The sequence below is a fragment of the Bradyrhizobium sp. WSM4872 genome, assembly GCF_055811715.1.
The window spans coordinates 1-17270 of sequence record NZ_JBVVPT010000002.1; the positions used below are offsets into that span (position 1 = coordinate 1).

At 64.3% G+C, this 17270-nt stretch carries 16 protein-coding genes and 1 pseudogene; 6 read left to right on the top strand and 11 right to left on the bottom strand.

Annotation, left to right across the window (positions count from 1 at the left end; all coding sequences use genetic code 11):
* Nucleotides 1-171 precede the first annotated feature (171 nt).
* Nucleotides 172-987, bottom strand: a complete 816-nt coding sequence (locus AC0L3C_RS03155) for a DUF2927 domain-containing protein (RefSeq protein ID WP_473407110.1) — start codon at nucleotides 985-987, stop codon at nucleotides 172-174.
* Between the two features lie 70 nt (nucleotides 988-1057).
* Nucleotides 1058-1636, bottom strand: coding sequence for a L,D-transpeptidase (locus AC0L3C_RS03160; protein ID WP_007596474.1), 579 nt, complete (start codon nucleotides 1634-1636; stop codon nucleotides 1058-1060).
* Between the two features lie 93 nt (nucleotides 1637-1729).
* On the opposite strand from AC0L3C_RS03160, the gene AC0L3C_RS03165 reads away from it, so the two are divergent.
* From AC0L3C_RS03165 to AC0L3C_RS03175, 3 genes are all read left to right on the top strand, one after another.
* Nucleotides 1730-1855 (top strand): hypothetical protein, encoded by a 126-nt coding sequence (locus tag AC0L3C_RS03165; protein WP_473407111.1) that lies wholly within the window; start codon nucleotides 1730-1732, stop codon nucleotides 1853-1855.
* 46 nt (nucleotides 1856-1901) lie between these two features.
* On the top strand, nucleotides 1902-3449 hold the full coding sequence (locus AC0L3C_RS03170; protein WP_473265769.1) for an acetolactate synthase large subunit: 1548 nt from the start codon (nucleotides 1902-1904) through the stop codon (nucleotides 3447-3449).
* A gap of 182 nt (nucleotides 3450-3631) precedes the next feature.
* Nucleotides 3632-4150, top strand: a complete 519-nt coding sequence (locus tag AC0L3C_RS03175; RefSeq protein ID WP_473265806.1) for a hypothetical protein — start codon at nucleotides 3632-3634, stop codon at nucleotides 4148-4150.
* A 70-nt stretch (nucleotides 4151-4220) separates the two neighbouring features.
* On the opposite strand, the gene AC0L3C_RS03180 is transcribed toward AC0L3C_RS03175, so the two are convergent.
* The 5 genes and pseudogenes from AC0L3C_RS03180 to AC0L3C_RS03200 all read right to left on the bottom strand — a co-directional run bounded on the left by AC0L3C_RS03180 (nucleotide 4221) and on the right by AC0L3C_RS03200 (nucleotide 9812).
* On the bottom strand, nucleotides 4221-5024 hold the full coding sequence (locus AC0L3C_RS03180; RefSeq protein ID WP_473284835.1) for an outer membrane protein: 804 nt from the start codon (nucleotides 5022-5024) through the stop codon (nucleotides 4221-4223).
* A gap of 514 nt (nucleotides 5025-5538) precedes the next feature.
* A pseudogene (locus AC0L3C_RS03185) lies at nucleotides 5539-5705 on the bottom strand (peroxidase family protein); the annotation flags it as partial.
* A 115-nt stretch (nucleotides 5706-5820) separates the two neighbouring features.
* A complete protein-coding gene (locus AC0L3C_RS03190) occupies nucleotides 5821-6387 on the bottom strand; it encodes a hypothetical protein (RefSeq protein ID WP_473407112.1) in 567 nt (188 codons plus the stop codon).
* A 22-nt stretch (nucleotides 6388-6409) separates the two neighbouring features.
* Complete coding sequence (locus tag AC0L3C_RS03195) at nucleotides 6410-8011, bottom strand: hypothetical protein (RefSeq protein WP_473407113.1); 1602 nt, start codon at nucleotides 8009-8011, stop codon at nucleotides 6410-6412.
* A gap of 265 nt (nucleotides 8012-8276) precedes the next feature.
* Nucleotides 8277-9812 carry a peroxidase family protein gene (locus AC0L3C_RS03200; RefSeq protein WP_473407114.1) on the bottom strand — a complete coding sequence of 512 codons (1536 nt, stop codon included), beginning with the start codon at nucleotides 9810-9812 and terminating at the stop codon, nucleotides 8277-8279.
* A 376-nt stretch (nucleotides 9813-10188) separates the two neighbouring features.
* On the opposite strand from AC0L3C_RS03200, the gene AC0L3C_RS03205 reads away from it, so the two are divergent.
* The 3 genes from AC0L3C_RS03205 to AC0L3C_RS03215 are packed head-to-tail and all read left to right on the top strand — an operon-like array spanning nucleotide 10189 to nucleotide 12851.
* Nucleotides 10189-10737, top strand: coding sequence for a TRAP transporter small permease (locus AC0L3C_RS03205; RefSeq protein WP_027519246.1), 549 nt, complete (start codon nucleotides 10189-10191; stop codon nucleotides 10735-10737).
* Nucleotides 10728-12020 (top strand): TRAP transporter large permease, encoded by a 1293-nt coding sequence (locus AC0L3C_RS03210; protein ID WP_027519245.1) that lies wholly within the window; start codon nucleotides 10728-10730, stop codon nucleotides 12018-12020. The genes AC0L3C_RS03205 and AC0L3C_RS03210 overlap by 10 nt, the downstream gene beginning before the upstream one ends.
* Before the next feature lie 24 nt (nucleotides 12021-12044).
* A complete protein-coding gene (locus AC0L3C_RS03215) occupies nucleotides 12045-12851 on the top strand; it encodes an SDR family NAD(P)-dependent oxidoreductase (protein WP_027519244.1) in 807 nt (268 codons plus the stop codon).
* A 9-nt stretch (nucleotides 12852-12860) separates the two neighbouring features.
* On the opposite strand, the gene AC0L3C_RS03220 is transcribed toward AC0L3C_RS03215, so the two are convergent.
* Genes AC0L3C_RS03220 through AC0L3C_RS03235 form a run of 4 tightly spaced genes read right to left on the bottom strand, consistent with a single transcriptional unit; the run spans nucleotide 12861 to nucleotide 17130 of the window.
* On the bottom strand, nucleotides 12861-13559 hold the full coding sequence (locus AC0L3C_RS03220) for a molybdate ABC transporter substrate-binding protein (protein ID WP_027519243.1): 699 nt from the start codon (nucleotides 13557-13559) through the stop codon (nucleotides 12861-12863).
* On the bottom strand, nucleotides 13556-15691 hold the full coding sequence (locus AC0L3C_RS03225; protein ID WP_473407115.1) for a xanthine dehydrogenase family protein molybdopterin-binding subunit: 2136 nt from the start codon (nucleotides 15689-15691) through the stop codon (nucleotides 13556-13558). Before AC0L3C_RS03225 ends, AC0L3C_RS03220 begins: the two co-directional genes overlap by 4 nt.
* A complete protein-coding gene (locus tag AC0L3C_RS03230; protein ID WP_473407116.1) occupies nucleotides 15688-16158 on the bottom strand; it encodes a (2Fe-2S)-binding protein in 471 nt (156 codons plus the stop codon). The genes AC0L3C_RS03225 and AC0L3C_RS03230 overlap by 4 nt, the downstream gene beginning before the upstream one ends.
* A gap of 15 nt (nucleotides 16159-16173) precedes the next feature.
* Nucleotides 16174-17130, bottom strand: a complete 957-nt coding sequence (locus tag AC0L3C_RS03235; RefSeq protein ID WP_473407374.1) for a Bug family tripartite tricarboxylate transporter substrate binding protein — start codon at nucleotides 17128-17130, stop codon at nucleotides 16174-16176.
* Nucleotides 17131-17270 lie beyond the last annotated feature (140 nt).

Here is a 17270-nt window from a genome sequence, read left to right on the forward strand (position 1 = left end):
GGTCATTCGCATCGCGCTCGCCCGCAAACTCCTGGTCCGCCTCAACGCCAAGGCACGCGATGCGCGCACCGCCTACGTCAATGCAACTTGACAACAGAGATAGTCGCTCACCCGTCTCGCCGCTGCCGCGGCGATCCACCCTCTCCCGCAAGGGGAGAGGGAAAGCATCGCCTAATCTTTCAGGTCGTTCACCCGCTTCACCCAAATGCGCACATCGGCGATCACGTCGGGCAGCGCCGCCTTGACCTCCTGTATGGTCATGCCGGCCTTGATGCGGGGGTCGTACAGCAGGTTGAGGATGTACTGGTCGTAGACGTCGAAATAGCCCATCGAGACGTTGTCGTTGAACATGGTCCAGGGCACGCTCGCGGTGTCGTTGATCGGGCCGAGCGATTGCAGCAGCTCCTCATAGGCGCAGTCGAGGAAGGTGAAATCGCCGTTGTCGACGGTGAGAATGACGTCGGAATGCTCGATCTCGAAATTGTCGTTCTTGCGGAAGCCGGACAGGCATTGCGGATCGAGCGAGGTGCGGATCTCGCGGGCCTTCTCCGCACCGTAGAAGCTCGAGATGGTGCGGAACAGATCGCGGTCGCGCACGAGCTTCACCCGCACATTCGCGGCCTCGCTACTGTCGATCATGGCGATGTCGAGATGCTGCACGCGCCTGCCGATATCGTCCACGACCTTTGCAAGCTGCGCCTTGCGGTCGGCGCGGTCGCTCTCGGCGAACACGCGCACCGGCCCGTCGAACTTGCGGATGCGGTCGACGCGGCCGGCAAGGTGGTATTCGGCGCCGAACGCCGTCTTCAGAAAGCCATCGACGATCTCGCCGTCGGTAAAGCTTTTCTTCTCGGCGCGCTGGCGCGAGGCGATCGCGGGCAATTCGCCCGCGACGGCGATGGTAGCGGTGTCAGGGACGAACGCGGCGGTGGCGAGCACCAGCAGGGCGATGCGAAAGCCGGACGAAGGCGGGGCCAATGCGCTCATTGCCAGGCGACGCTGCCGTATTCGGAAGCGACGCACAAGACCGCATATCCACGCGGCCCGCCGGTTCCTGCTAGTTGTTCAGCACGACCACGGTGGTGCCGACCCCGACGCGGCCGTAGAGGTCGGTGACGTCGTCGTTGGTCATGCGGAAGCAGCCCGAGGACACCGCCTGGCCGATCGTCTCCGGCTCGTTGGAGCCGTGGATGCGGTAGAGCGTCGAGCCCAGATACATCGCGCGCGCGCCAAGCGGATTCTCGACACCGCCCTTCATGTGACGCGGCAGGTCCGGCCGGCGGGCCAGCATCTGCGACGGCGGCGTCCAGTCCGGCCATTCCTTCTTGGCGGTGATCCTGTGCACGCCGCCCCAGCGGAAGCCGTCGCGGCCGACGCCGATGCCGTAGCGCAGGGCCTGGCCGTTCTGAAGCACCAGATAGAGCCGGCGCTCCGAGGTGTTCACCACGATCGTGCCGGGGGCGTAATTGCCGTTATACATGACGGTGGTGCGGGGGACCGGGCTCGAGCCGCCGCGGAAGAAATTCGGGCCGCCGCCCATGATGTCACGCGAGTCGAACTCCTCGGCGAACGCGCCGCCGGCGGTGGCCGACAGCAGTGCGATGGCGGCAATCGGCGCGGCAAAATACCGGATCATAGTTCCCCCAGCAAAAAAATCGATTCAACTGAAGTCACAGGCCATATTTGCGGGCTTTCCGCAAGCCACGGCCCCGTGAGGGAGGCATCCTTAATGAAGGAAGTTACCAAACCGGCAACCGCGCCAAGTTGCCGGAAATCATTAGCCAAACCGGCGCATCGCCGCGCGGGGCAGGGCGGCGATGCCGGCTATTGCTTTGACGAGACGAGCGAACAATGATTGATCGCACGGATTGTGGAACATTGCCGGTTGCGGGAGCTGACGGATGAACGGTGCGGAAAGTCTGGTGCGGACGATGGTCAAGGGCGGGGTCGACGTCTGCTTCTCCAACCCCGGCACCTCCGAAATGCATTTTGTCGCAGCGCTCGACCGCGTGCCCGGCATGCGCTGCGTGCTCGGCCTGTTCGAAGGCGTGGTAACAGGCGCCGCCGACGGTTATTTCCGCATGAAGGGCACGCCGGCCTCGACGCTGCTGCATCTCGGTCCCGGCCTCGCCAACGGCCTTGCCAATCTGCACAACGCCAAGAAGGCGAATTCCGGCATCGTCAACATCGTCGGCCAGCACGCCGTCTACCACATCGGCTACAACGCGCCGCTGACCTCCGACATCGAGGGCCTGGCCCGGCCGATGTCGTCCTGGGTCCGGACCTCGCCGAACTCAAAATCGGTCGCCGCCGACGGTGCCGCGGCGATCGCCGCCGCCAAGAGCGCGCCGCCGCAGATCGCGACCCTGATCCTGCCCGCCGACACGGCCTGGAACGAAGCGGACGGCATCGCCGAGGTTCCGGCCGAGCAGCAGCGGGCGAGCTATTCGCCGCAGGCGGTCGAGCAGGCCGCTAAGATCCTGCACGGCGACGGCGAGGGCACGCTGCTGCTGATGACCGGCAGTGCGCTGAGCGAGCAGGGCCTGGCACTGGCCGAGCGTATCGCCGCCAAGACCGGCTGCACCGTGATGGGCCCGACCTTCCGTCCCAGGATGGCGCGCGGCCGCGGTCGCTTCTCGATCGACCGCATCCATTACGTGATCGACAACGCGCTGCAGATGCTGGCGAGGTTCCGCCATATCGTGCTGGTCGAGTCCGACGATCCCGTGGCGTTCTTCGCCTATCCGAACAAGCCGAGCATCCTCAAGCCCGAGGGCTGCGACGTGCATCGCATGACCTCCTGGGGTGAGAATTCGGTCGCTGCACTTGAAGCGCTCGCCGGCGCCGTGAAGGCCAGCGCAAAGGACGTCAAGCCGCAGGCCGCGCAGGAACTGCTCAAGCCGACCGGCGCACTGACCCACGCCTCGATCGCGCAGTCGATCGCCTATGCGATTCCCGAGAACGCGATCCTGGTCGACGAATCGCTGACCACCGGCCGCGCCTTCTTCCCGCCGACGGCGGCTGCCGCGCCGCACGACTGGCTCCAGAACATGGGCGGCTCGATCGGCTTCTCGACGCCGCTCTCGATCGGTGCCGCGATCGCCTGCCCGGACCGCAAGGTGATCTGCATGGTCGGCGACGGCAGTGCGATGTACACGATCCAGTCGCTGTGGACGCAGGCGCGCGAAAATCTCAACATCGTCACCATCGTGTTCGCCAATCGCATCTACCAGATCCTGCGCGGCGAGTTCGACAATGTCGGCGCCGGCGAACCCGGCCAGCGCGCCAATGACATGCTTCGCCTCGACCGGCCGACGCTGGATTTCGTGGCGCTGGCCAAGGGCATGGGCGTGCCCGGCCGCGCCGTCACCAACGCGGACGAGTTCAACAAGGCGCTGGCCGAAGCCGTCGCCGAGCCCGGACCACGGCTGATCGAAGTCCAGATGTAGGGACTGGTCGATCGCGCCGCGAATTCCGGCCCTCATCCTGAGGAGCCCGCGTTACGCGGGCGTCTCGAAGGATGGTGACAGGCGGGATACGGGCCTTCATGGTTCGAGACGCGCGTTCCGCGCTCCTCACCATGAGGGTGGTGACGGCGCATCGGAATGCGCGCGAGGGGCCGGGGGGCAAGATGCAGACCGAGCTGAACAAGGTGATCGCGGCGCTCCGGGACTTCTACGCCAACGAAGCATTCCTGTTCGAGAAGGACATCGGCGAGCGTGCCATCACGCACCGCTTCGCTGTGCATCTGGAGAAGCAATTCTCCGGCTGGTCGGTCGATTGCAACTACGACCGGCTCGGCGAGCGTACGCTGCATCTGCCGCACGGCACCATCATCTCGACCGACGATCACCTGGGCAAGTCGATCTACCCCGACGTCGTCGTGCATCAGCGCGAGATCCCGAACAATTTGCTCACCGTGGAGATCCGCAAGGCGAGCAACCACACCGCGCTCGACCACGACCAGCACAAGCTGATGGCGCTGACCGATGCGCATGTCTGGTTCGCCTTCTGGATCGGCGTGCTGCTGGTGCTGGACAAGGACTATGTCGCGATCTCGGAAGTCTATGTCAGCGGCGTCCTCGATCAGCCGCTGTCCCGCTGGTTCGCGACGCGGCTGCGGGAGGTTGGCCTCGGCCCGAGAAATTAGGGCGTGTCCCAAAAAGAAAAAAGCCCGAGCCTTGCGGCCCGGGCTCCAGTCGACTGGAAGGAATGCCGGATCAGTACTTCGCGATTACGGGCCCGCCGAACGTGTAGTTCACACGTACGGTTCCGACATCAATGTCCTGGCCGATACGATGTGTGTTGGATGGGCCAGTAAACGGCAGAACGAGATTTTGAGAGATGTCCCGGCTGCCCATGAAAAGGTGATCGTATTCGACTGCGACCGACCAATTGGGAGCGAAGCCAAACTCAAGACCCGCGCCTACAACCCCTCCCCACCGCGTTTCAGAACCGGAAGACAGGGTCTGGCCTGCCACCACGCCGCCTGCAAAGGCTGCTCCGGCAGGCGTGAATGTGAGTGAGTACTTGTCGTGCGCGACCGCTGCACCACCCTTTGCATAGAGCAGCACGTTATTCCAGGCGTAGCCAACCTGCCCGGTGAACAGCCCAAAGGCATCGATCTTGGTGTTGTCGTTGAAAAGGGAAGTAGCGCCAATTACAGCGAACTGATTGGCATTGCTTCCTTTGAAATCTGCCCAGTTACCCTGGGCTTCCAAGCCGAACACCCAGTTCGTTGCTTGCCAACGATACCCAATCTGCCCGCCGACGGTCCCGCCCGTTGCGTTATGACAGCCCTCAGCCACGGCCGGAGCGACCGGCACACCGGCGTTGTTGGTGACGTCCCAGCAGGTGTGGGCTGAACCGCCCCCACCGTTGATGCCCAGATAGAAGCCGCCCCAGTTGTAGACGGACGCTGCGATCGCTGGAGCCTTGGTGTAGGTCCGCGCTGCCATATCAGCAGCAAACGCAGAGGTGCTGAGCAGCATAGAGCCGAGCGCAGCCAGAACGATCTTCTTCATCAGCGTAATCCCATCATTTCAACGAATGGCTCGGGATACACCATTTGGCGTCGGCATGCTGTTACAGGTTAGACACATCGGATGTCTATCGAGCTTGCAAGCGCATAGGTCGCCAGAGGCAGTGACGTTTGACGTGCTGGGCTTGCCGAACGTGCAAGCCAGGCCGGCCCTCGCTACATGTGTTTTGAAGAAGTCGCAGTCATTTCCATTCGCCATCTGATTTTTAAAGCGAGGCTGCCCTCACCGCTAGCCGAAGGTCGTTCGAAGACGTGTCATGTCGTAGCAAACCTGACCTCGACCACTCGGCGTCTAACGCCGCTTTTGACTCGAAGCGAGCGATGCGAACGTGGATTACTCAGCAAAAGGCCCCGGGTGGCTCGGGCCTTACCACGCGCCTACTCTGAATGGAGCGCCAGAGCACCGAAACAGAGAGCAAACATGGACCACAAAACAAACACCAGCGTTCCGCGATTAGATTGGGTTCATGTCGCTCTCAACATCGTCCGTCATCCGCTCAATGCAGCGGATTGCCCTGGCCGAGCGTGTAGGCGACGAGGTCCTTCAGCGCGAAGCTGGAGCCGTCACCGGCGTCCATTGCGGGTCGAGCGACAGCACGGAGGAATTATATCCGAACATCATGCCGAAGGAAGACTCGGCGACGATGCGGCCGCCGACCGGTCCTGCGGTGTCTTGACCGTGGCGGGCCCACCGCGACTTACCTCACCAAGGACGCCGTCTTTGAAGAACATTCGGAAGTCCTATGGTTCTGCGAACGACAGAAGCCGATTGCTTTGAGTCATAACCCAAGCGCGATCTCGGCCCATTTCAGCATGCGGTCGCTATTGAGGAATGACAGCACCGCCGGCTCCAGTGACGCGGCCGCGCCCGGTGCGAGCAAAGCCGTCGCGGCTACCATGTCGCAGCGTTGATTGAAGGCGAGTGAGAGCGCGGCCTTGGGGTTTCCCTCAACGCGATAGGCCCGGCTGCGGCCGCGCATTGGACCGACGACGATCGCCCGGCCGGCAGCCGTCGGCGTTGCCTTCCCAATCAGCGCCAGGTCGCCCATCTGTTCGAGGTCGCCGTCGTCGGCAACGCCGGTGGCGCAATTGCAAAAGCCGAGCTTGGCGCGAACGTAGAGCTGGACCTCGCCGCCGCAATCTTCGGCCTTGCAGCGAAACGCCTTTCCTTTCCCCCAGGGATCCGCTCCGAAAGGCCAGTCGATTTCCGCCCACACCGGGCGGACCTCCCCGGAGGCCGCTGTTGCGCGTGCCGGTTCACCGGATCGCGATATCCAGAACGCTGCAGCAGCGCAGAGCAGCGCAAAGGCTACGCTGATTGCAACGAATTTGCTTATCAGGCGCATGGAAGCTGCCGCGGCACCTTTGCTAATTCTGAGCCATCAACTTTCGTGCGGCCGCGAGGTCTTGCCGCGATGAGTCGCCATTTCTCGCCGTTTCGACGACTTTGGCGTAGTACTGGCGGGCCTTCACAGTATCCCCCGCTTTCTCGGCCGCGTGAGCGGCGCCGATGGTCGCGCCAAAGCGGTTCGGCTCCTTGCGCATGGTGCTTTCAAACGCGGCCAATGCCTCCGTCGCCATGCCGCGTTCGAGCAGCATGGTCCCGTAAAGCTCGCGTGCCGGAGCAAGCGGGCCCGGCGTCACGATGGATTTTTCGGTCTTGTCTTCGGCATCGGCGGCAAGGCGCATCGCTTCCAGCGCATCCGCCTGTTTTCCCTGGGCGTTGAGCTGCCAGGCTGTGGCGACCTGCCGCTGAATGTCCACGATTTCGGTCCAATAGGCGTCCTTGTCCTGCTGCAGCTTGTCCCGCAACTCCGCCAGCTTGGCGATGTCCGGAGTTGCTGCGTCTGCATTGCCGGAGCGCGCGGCGCCAAGGGCGCGTGCGAAATAGGTGATGGCATCGACATAGGCAAACCGGCTCGGCTCGACCTTCAGCGCAGCAGCGCCCTGCCAATCGCCGCGCTCGACCATATAGCGCGCCTGGCTGGCCGCTATCGCGTAGGGACCGGCGCGGACGGCCGGCGCATAGCCCGTGGTCGCAATCATGTCCGCGATGACGTCGCTGGCTCGGCTGTCCTGCGCGAGCTGGAGCAGGGCGTAGACCATATAGTCGTCGGCATGCAGCTGCTCGCTGGGGTCCTTGCCCTCCTTGGCAGCCTTGGCAGAACGGCTATTGGCGTCGATGGATTCGTTCCAGTAACCGACGCGCGTGAAGATGTGCGACGGCATATGCAAGGCGTGCGGTGCCGCCGGCGCGATCTCGGAATAGCGCTTGGCAGCGTCGAGTCCCTGGTCTGCGATCGCCGGATAGTCATAGAGGTGGATCAGGTAATGCGCAACGCCGGGATGCCGCGGCTGGCGCTTGAAGATCGGCTCCAGGATAGCAGCGCCCTTGAGCTGGTTGGCATAGGTCTTGTCGTTTGGTGACGCCGCGACATTCAGCGTGATGGCGTAGGCGATCTGCGCCTCGTCATCATCGGGATAGCGCGCGGCGACGGCTTCGGTTGCCTTGAGATAGGCCTGCGCCCGCTGGCCAAACGTCGTCTTCTCGTCGCCCGAATAGAAGGCCAGCAGCGCGTCGATATAGTCGCGTTCGCGTTCGCTCTTGGCGCCGAGTGCCTTGGCCTTCTGCAGCGCGACGAGGCCTGCGGTAAGGTTTTCCTTCGGCGCGGGAAAATGCGGATTGTACAGCAGGCTCAGGGCAATGCCCCAATAGGCGATCGCGCATTCCGGATCAGCCTGCAGCGTCTCCTCGAAAATCTCTTTTGCGGGCCGGTACCAGAACGAGTGCTGATAACGCATCCCGCGATCGAACCGGCGCTGCGCCACCTCGTTGCAGGAAGTCTGGAAGTGCACCTTGCCAAATTGCTCGTCGGTCCCGTCCTCCGCGCGTGCGGCAGGCGTGCCGAAAATCGAACCCAGAGCAGCGAGGGCGAGAAGTGAGACGGTTCTCAAGGCGAGCGCGCGCATCAGCCCCTCCATTTTCTGTTCAGAATAAATCTGGTCGGATGGCGCCGATAAAACCGAGGGCGCCGAAATTCGTACTGCTGAGATTGGCAATGGCAATTGCGTTGCTGAAGGATTTCTCCATTCGCGATGCGAGTCAACAGGAAGCGGACGGATTTGCGTTAGGGAAGCACGCCTGCCAGGACCCGTCCGCCCGCCCGTCGAGGCGAGTGGGCCACAAGGCCGCTCGCATGACACGAGCGGCCTTGCATCATCGTCCGTCACCCGCTCAATGCAGCGGATCGCCCTGGCCGAGTGCGTAGGCGACGAGGTCTTTCAGTGCGAAGCCGGAGCCGGTCACCGGCGTCCATTGCGGGTCGAGCGACAGCACGGAGGAATTGTCTCCGAACATCATGCCGAGGAAGACCTCGGCGACGATACGACCGCCGACCGGTCCGAGCTGCGGTGTCTTGACCGTGGCGGGCCCGCCGGTGGCGGAGATTGCCATGTCCGTCGCGTTTTGCCGCGCCTCGGCCAGGATGTAGGCCCACAGCGGACAGTTGCCGGCGAACACGCCGTTCGCGATGGTCGCGATCTTGACCTGCGGATCGCCCGCGCCGGGCTCGTCGACGGCCTTGCCGATGATGATCTCGTCGTCGGCCAGCGGCGTCAGGTTCATCGCCCTGGCGACGGCCTGGCCCGACGGCAGTCCGAGCCGCCAGCTGCGCTCGAGATTGCGCAGCGCGAGCGAGGCCGGGTTGGAGGCGACTTCCGGCGGCAGCTTGCGCAGCGGGTCGACCAGCGAGGAATCGATGCGATAGGCGAACTGCAGCCGCCTCTTGTTGTCGGGATTGGTGTCGTCGTCCTCGACGCCATAGGGGCGCGTGTCGAGATCGATGAAGCGACCCCAATCCATGGCGCGTCCCGGTCCCATCGCACGGAAGCCGGTCAGTGCGTTTTGGTCGGGATTGTTGGGATCGGGAAAGATCTGCAGCAGCATGTTGGCCGCGTCGTTCAGCCGGTAGCCGGGGCGGATCATGGAGTGCCCGAGCCGGTAGGCCGCGACCGAGAACTCGACCGGCATGAACGGATAGGTCTTCCAATGGTAGTAAGCGAGCTTGCTGCGGTCGTATTGACCTGCGGTCTTGAGTTCGTCCAGCACGCTGGCGTGGACGATGCGCGGCAGGAAGTCGTTCAGCACCACATACTGATAGTGGAATCGAACACGCTGCTGCACGTCCTCGAACGACAGGCTGTCATTGTCGTCGACCATGCGGTTGTGAAAGCGCAGCATCAAGGCCTGGAATTGCGATACGATGCTGTTCTCGTCGTTGCGAGGATCGCCGATCAGCGCGCGGCCCTTGAAGCGCGGCAGGTCGACTGCGTCGGGCACGCCGGCGCCGGTGACCTTCTCGCCGAGCCGGAACTTGATACCGTCATACATATAGGGCTGGTCGTTCGGACCGCGGCCATAGAGATTGTCCATGTCGAGCGACGGCGTGCGGAAATCGACGAGCCCGTCGGGATCCTGCTGCTTGGTCAGCGAGCTGACCGGATCGAAGGTGATGTCGTGGTCGATGAACTGGCCGAAATAGGTGTAAAGCGAGGGAATGCCGCTCTCTTCCGCGTCCGGCCCGTCCTTCGGCCCGTCGAAATCGGCGACCATCTTGTCGGCGAGCGCCGACAGGTTTGCGAAATTGTCGGAATCGTTCGGGCCGAATTTGGCCGGTGCGAGCTTGCGGAACATGCGGCCGAAGCGGCCTTGCGAAAGCGGCGAACGCGTTGCGTTCAGACCGCGCGGAACAATTGCGTGACGGCTGCTCATTGAAACACCTTCCTGAAAAGTCGAATGAAACAGATCGGGCTAAAGTTTCTCGCGCTGGGGTTTGCAGCCTAGGCGCGATCACGCCTGTCACGAGCGAGATAGATCACAATTGCCCGGCATCGAAATTTTCGGAAGGTGCGCCTTGCCCGCAAGCCGCGGCTGCGCATCGCGAATTCCCTCCGTGGCGATGACGGATAACATTCTCGTCATCGACGGATGCACGCGGCTTCGCACAGTTTCAATTCGCCGAGGCGTCGGCGAAAACGGATCGTCTTCACGCAAAAATTGTGGCGGGGGGGGGGGGGGGGGGCGCCCCCCGCCCCCCCCCCCCCCCGACGCAGTGGAGGCGCGCAAGGAGACTTGCAAGGAGACCCGGATGACAGACCCTCACGTCGCAGACCACGAACTGGACGTAGCCGGACGCCCGTCCACCGGCTTGCTGTCCCGGATCAATGCTCCCCTCGCTCGGCTAGGGATGTATCTGTCGGTGACCGGACTGCTCGTCATCGTCACCATCGTCTTCTACCAGGTGTTCGGACGCTACGTGCTCAATTCCAGCCCGACCTGGACGGAGAACCTTGCATTGGTTCTGATCCTCTATGTCACGTTGATCGGCGCCGCCGTCGGCGTGCGCGATGCCGGGCATATCGGCATGGACAGCTTGCTGGTGATGCTGCCGGACCAGGCGCGAGAGAAAATCGAGCTTGTCATCCACGTTTTGGTGGCCGGGTTCGGCGTCGCGATGGCCTACAACGGCTGGATCCTCGGAGCCTCGGTCGGAACGGTGAAGATCCCCAATCTCGGGCTGCCCGAGGTCATCCGCTACGTGCCGCTGATCGCATCCGGCGTCCTGATCGTCTCCTTTTCAATCGAGCACATCATCGCCCTCCTGCGCGGCGAAGAGGTCGTCCCCTCATGGAATTGATCATTCTCGGCGCCACTTTCTTCGGCTTTCTCGTCCTCGGCGTCCCGGTCGCCTTCGCGATCGGCCTGTCGGCGATTTGCACCATCCTCTACGAAGGCCTCCCGGTCGCCGTCATTTTCCAGCAGATGATGTCGGGGATGAACATCTTCTCCTTCCTCGCCATCCCGTTCTTCGTCTTCAGCGGTGAGCTGATGCTGCATGGCGGCGTCGCCGACAAGATCGTGCAGCTCGCCAAGAATCTCGTCGGACACATCCGCGGCGGGCTCGGCATGTCGAACGTGGTCGCCTGCACGCTGTTCGGCGGCGTGTCCGGTTCGCCCGTGGCCGACGTGTCGGCGATGGGGGCGGTGATGATCCCCATGATGAAGAAGGAAGGTTTCGACACCGACTACGCCGTCAACGTCACCACCCATGCCTCGCTGGTCGGAGCGCTGATGCCGACCAGTCACAACATGATCATCTATGCGCTCGCCGCCGGCGGCAAGGTCTCGATCGGTGCGCTGATCGCCGCCGGCCTCCTGCCGGCGCTGGTGCTGATGGTATGCATGCTGGTCGCCGCTTACGCGGTCGCGGTGAAGCGCGGCTATCCGGCCGGCAAATTCCCGGGCTGGCCCGCGGTTTTCCGTTCGTTCGCGGCCGCTCTGCCCGGCCTTCTGATCGTCGGTATCATCCTGGCGGGCATCCTGTCCGGCGTCTTCACGGCAACCGAATCCGCGGCCGTCGCGGTCACCTACACGATCCTGCTGACGTTCTTCATCTACCGCACCATGACCTTGCCGAACTTCCTGCGCGCTGCGGCCAAGGCGGTGAAGACGACGGGGGTGGTGCTGCTGCTGATCGGCGTCTCCACCATGTTCCAGTATTTGATGGGGCTTTACGAGGTCGCCGACTTCGCCGGCGAGATGATGAGCAGGGTCTCGACGCAGCCCTGGGTCATCTTCCTGCTCATCAACGTCATCCTGTTCGTGCTGGGCACGTTCATGGACATGGCCGCGACCATCTTGATCTGCACGCCCATCTTCCTGCCGATCGCGATGAAGGCGGGCATGGATCCGGTGCAGTTCGGCATGCTGATGCTGATCAACTGCGCCCTCGGGCTGAACACCCCGCCGGTCGGGACCACGCAGTTCGTGGGTTGCGCCATCGGCGGCATCTCGGTGGGCGCGGTGATGCGCACCATCCTGCCGTTCTACACCGCCCTGATTGCAGCTCTGATGTTCGTGACCTACGTCCCCGCGTTCTCGCTGTGGCTGCCCCGCCTGCTGATGGGCTACAAGGGATAGCAGCAACGCAGGGAGAATTGATCCGTGACTGACTATCGCAAGCTCTTCGATCTCACCGGCAAGACGGCCGTGGTGCTGGGCGCTGCCTCGGGCATCGGCAAGTCGTCGGCCGAGGCGCTGGCCGGGCTCGGCGCCCGTGTCGTCTGCGCCGATCGCGCGCTTGACGCCGCTGAAGCAACCGCCGCTGGCATTCGTGAGAAGGGCGGCTGGGCCGAGACGGCTGCGTGTGACGCGGCGAGCGCCGCGGACGTCAACGCGCTGGCCAAGACCGTGATGCAGAAATTTTCGCGGCTCGACATCGCGGTGACGACGCCCGGGCTCAACATCCGCAAGACCATCCTCGACTACACCGAGGAGGATCTCGACCGCGTTCTCAACCTCAACATCAAGGGCACGGTCTGGTTCTTCCAGGCCTTCGGCCGCATCATGGTCGAGCAGAAGGGCGGCAGCATCATCGCCTGCTCCTCGGTGCGCGCGGTGACCATCGAGCCGGGTCTCGGCGTCTACGGCTCGACCAAGGCAGCCATCGGCCTGCTGGTGAAGGGCTTTGCGTCCGAGGTCGGACGCTCCGGCGTGCGCGTCAACGCGATTGCGCCGAGCATTGCCGAGACCGCGCTGACCGGCCCGTTCAAGCAGCGCCCCGACATCTACAATCTCTACGCCGGCCATACCGTGTTCAACCGCTGGAGCAGCGCCGACGAGGTCGCTACCGCCGTCGCCTATCTCGCCTCGGACGCCGCGAGCTATGTCAGCGGCAGCACGCTGTTCGTCGATGGTGGCTGGACCGCCGTGGACGGACCGCCGACCGGCCTCACCCAGTTGCACACATAGGGCGGCTATCTAGCCGGTGAAGCCTGCGCGCTGGCGCAGATCCTTGCGGTCTGCGCCGGTCAGCAACGCGATCAGCGCGGCCGCCTCTTGCGGATGTGCGGTACGCGTGGTCACGCCGGCCGTGTACATCGTCACGAGCTCGCAGCCCGGCGGCAGCGCTCCCGACAGCATGATGCCGTCGGTCGCGATGATCTCGGTCGCCTGTGTGCAGCCGATCGGACGCGTCGCAGTGGACGACGCCAGCTCCCGCATCGCCGTCGCGCCGTTGGGAAAGATCTTGAGGCGCGAAGCGACCTCATAGGCGATGCCGAGCTGATCCAGCACCTTTGCGACGTGCTGTCCCGCCGTCGAGGCTTTCGTATCAGGGACGTAGATCGCGTCGGCGCTGCGCAGTACCTCGCGCAAATCGGTCTCGGTCTTCACGGTCACCTTGGGATCGCGGCTGCGGACCGCCAGCGCGGTCTCGACCCGCCCGACATCCGAGATCGAGGAGGGCACGACGAGCGTCTCCTCGGCAAGCTTTGCAAGCAGCGCCTGCGTCAGGATCACGAGATCGGCCGCCGTTCCCGCGCGCAGCTTGTCGGCCATGATGCCGACCGCGCCGAACTCGCCGTCGATGCCGAAGCCGGTCTGCGTCTTGAAGGGATCGCTGAGGCCGCGCACCAGGCCTTGCGCCGCGCCTCCACTCAAAATGCTCACTGTCGTCACGACGCCTGCTCCATGGCTGCAATGATCTTGTCGCGGGTGATCGGCAGGTCGCGCACGCGCACGCCGAGGCAATCGTAAACGGCATTCGCGATCGCCGCCGTCACCGGGCCGTGGGCGGCCTCGCCGGCGCCGACCGGCTCGATCTCCGGCCGCTGGACAATCTCGACATCCACCATTGGCACCTCGCTGAAGGTGAGGATCGGATAGTCGGTCCAGGACGTCGATGTGATGCGCGTGCGGTCGAAGCGGACGCGTTCCTTCAGCACCCAGCTCGTCGCCTGGATCGCGCCCCCCTCGATCTGGTTGATGACGCCGTCGGGATTGATGGCCTCGCCGACATCGACCGCAAGCGTCAGCCGCTTGACGCGGATGTCATCAGTGCCTTCGATCTCCGCAATCGCGGCGCAATAGGCCCCCGTGTTCTTGTAGCGGGCAAAGCCGACGCCATGACCGATGCCGGCCTGCTTCTGCCGTTTCCACTGCGCACGTCGTGCCGCCGCGCGAATGACCTCCTTTGCCCGTTCGTCGCGCAGATGACGCAGGCGGAACGCGATCGGGTCTTCGCTGCGCAGGGTGGCGATCTCGTCGAGCAGGGACTCGATGGCGAACACATTGCCTTGTCCGCCAAGCGTCCGCAGCGCCGAGGTCCGCACCGGCATGGTCAGGAGCCGGTGGCTCGTGATCGTCCAGCCCGGGAGGTCGTAGAGCGGAACGGAGTTGCGGTCGCCGCCGCCGCCATTGGCCGCGGGCGGATTGGTCGAGACCATCCGCGGCCAGGAGTTCGCAATTTCGCTTGCGGCAAGCAGCGCGGGCTGCGCCGCGCGCCCCGGCCGCGCCGCGTGGCCGTTGCTCCAGATCGCATGGCGCCAACCGACGATCTCGTTGTCCGCATCGAGATCGGCCTCGATCTCGATCGCCATCGCCGCGCCGAACGGCGCGTGGGCCATCTCGTCGTGGCGCGACCACTGCACCCGCACCGGACGGCCGCCGGCCGCTTTCGCCAGCAGCACGGCATCGAGCGCGACGTCATCGGCGGCATTGTGTCCGTAGCAGCCCGCGCCTTCCATGTGCTCGACGACGATATTTTGTGCCGGCAGCTTGAGCACAATCGCGAGGTCGGCCCGCAGCAGATAGACGCCCTGGCTGTGCGTCCAGACATGGACACGATCGCCGTCCCATCGGGCCATGGCGCAGGATGGAGCGATCGAGGCATGCGCGATGTAGGGACGGATGTATTGCCGGCGGAGGGTGCGAGCAGCTTTCGTTATCGTTGCTGCAGTGGTCCTGGTGTCGATGACAGTGGTCTCGACCGGCTGGCTCATCAGGAACCCGGCGAGATCATCTTCATCGGGTAGCGGCTCGCCGGCCGACCATGTCGCCCCCTTGCGCAAGGCTTTCAGCGCGGCTTCCGCCGCTGTCTCGCTGTCGGCAACCACCCCGGCAAAGCCGCCGTCGCAGACGATCGCGACGAGGCCGGGAACGGCTCGCGTCGCCGTTTCGTCGAGCGCGATCAGCCTGGCGCCCGAGATGTCCGGCCGCAGCACGCGTCCGTGCAGCAAGTCCGGCAGCGGGCAGTCATGGATAAAGCGCGGCCGCGCAAACACCTTGTCGGGAATGTCGACGCGCTGGACCGAATGTCCGGCGACGGTGCGTTTGGCGACAATTTTCGCTGTCGCGCCAGGATTGGCGTCGTGGTCGAGCGAGACGTCACCGGCCAACTCCCAATAGCTGGTTCTGATATTGCCGGGGCCCGAGATCGTGCCGTCATCGATCTCGAGCATCGACGCATCGACGCCGAGACGTTCGGATGCCACGGCGAGGAAGCGCTGGCGGATTTCGGCACATGCATGGCGCAGTGCGCGGCCGGACTGCTGGATCGAAAGGCTGCCCGAGGTGACGCCCTCGTTCGGGCTTGCCGCCGTGGAAGCGCGGATCATCTCGATCCGGCCAATATCGACGTCGAGTTCGTCGGCTGCGATCTGCGCCAGGGCCGTGACGATGCCCTGGCCGATCTCGACCTTGCCGGGCGAGATCGCCACGCGGCCTTCGCCGATGAGCTTCACCCAGGATGACAGCTTGGGATTGGCCGCAAGGCTGACCGGCAGTGTCGGGGCAAGGGACGGCGCACTCATGATGTCGCCATCTCCGAGGCCGCCCGCAGCACGGCCCGGACCATGCGGTTGTGCGATCCGCAGCGGCACAGATTACGATCAAGCGCCGCTTTCACCTCGGCCTCCGTCGGCGACGGATTGCGCTTCAGTAGCGCCGCCGCGCTGATCAGGATTCCCGAGACGCAATAGCCGCACTGCATCGCCTGCTCGGATATAAAGGCGCGTTGCAGCGGATGCGGTGCGTCCACTGTGCCGAGGCCTTCCACCGTGACGACGTCCTTGTCCGCGACCGACCACATCGGCAGGTCGCACGAGGCCATCGCGCGGTCGCCGACCATGACCTGGCAGGCGCCGCACTCGCCGGCTCCGCAGCCGAAATGCGGACTTGTAATGCCGAGCCGGCTGCGCAGCACGTCGAGCAGCGTCTGATCCGGATCGGCATCCACGGCCGCGGCCGTGCCGTTGAGCTGGAATTGAATGCTGGGCATTGTCGCTCTACGGTCTCAGGACTTGTCGAACTTTTTGACCACGTCGGCCCACTTCTCGATGTCGCCGCGCAGGAATTTGTCGAATTCCTCCGGCGTCATCGACATCGGCACCGCGCCCTGCGCAGTCCAGAGCTTGACGATGTCGGGCCGCTTCACCATTGCGGTCACGGCGGCATTGAGCTTGTCGATCACGGGCTTCGGCGTGCCGGCCGGAGCCATCAGGCCGAGCCAGATCGTGGCTTCATACCCTGCGACGCCCGCCTCGATCGCTGTCGGCACGCTCTGTAGCACGGCGGAGCGCTGCTTGCCGGTGGTCGCGAGCGCGCGGACCTGGTTCTCGCCGATGTTCGGCGCCATCGCCGGCACCGCGTCGATCATCATCTGCACCTGCCCGCCGATCACGCCGCTGCGCGCCTCGCCACTGTTGCGGTAGGGGACGTGGACGAGATCGATACCGGCCATGGCTTTGAACAGCTCGCCGGCCATGTGATAGGGCGTGCCCTGGCCGGAGGAGGCGTAGTTCAACTTGCCCGGTTGCGACTTGGTGAGCGCGACGAACTCCTGCAGCGTCTTCGCTGGAACTTGCGGGTTCACCACGATGACGAGATCGGAAGCGTTCACCGGTGCGATCGGCGCGAGGTCGCGCATCAGCTCGTATTTGCGCTTGTCCGGCGTCAGCAGGGATTCGTTCGCTGTCTGGGTGTTGGACATCATCAACAGCGTGTAGCCGTCGGCCGGCGACTTCGCCGCTTCGACCGTGCCGATGACGCCGCCCGCGCCGGTGCGGTTCTCGATCACGAAGGGCTGGCCAAAACTCTCCTGGAGCGCATTGCCGATCTGCCGGGCCGCGACATCGGCCGGCCCGCCGGCGCCGAAGGGCACGACGATCCGGACCGCATGGTTGGGATAGTCTTGCGCCAGGGACGGGGCTGCGGAGCATGCGCTGAGCAGGCCGGCGGCCAGCGCCAGCATGAATTGTCGGGCCGTCACACCCACCTCCCTGATGTCGTTCTTGTTGGCCGGCACTGTAGCGGCAGGGGAGGCGGACTGTCGACGCCTCACAAGGCCGATGGCGCCTGGAATATCCTGCGGTTTTCGGTGTGGCGACGCGG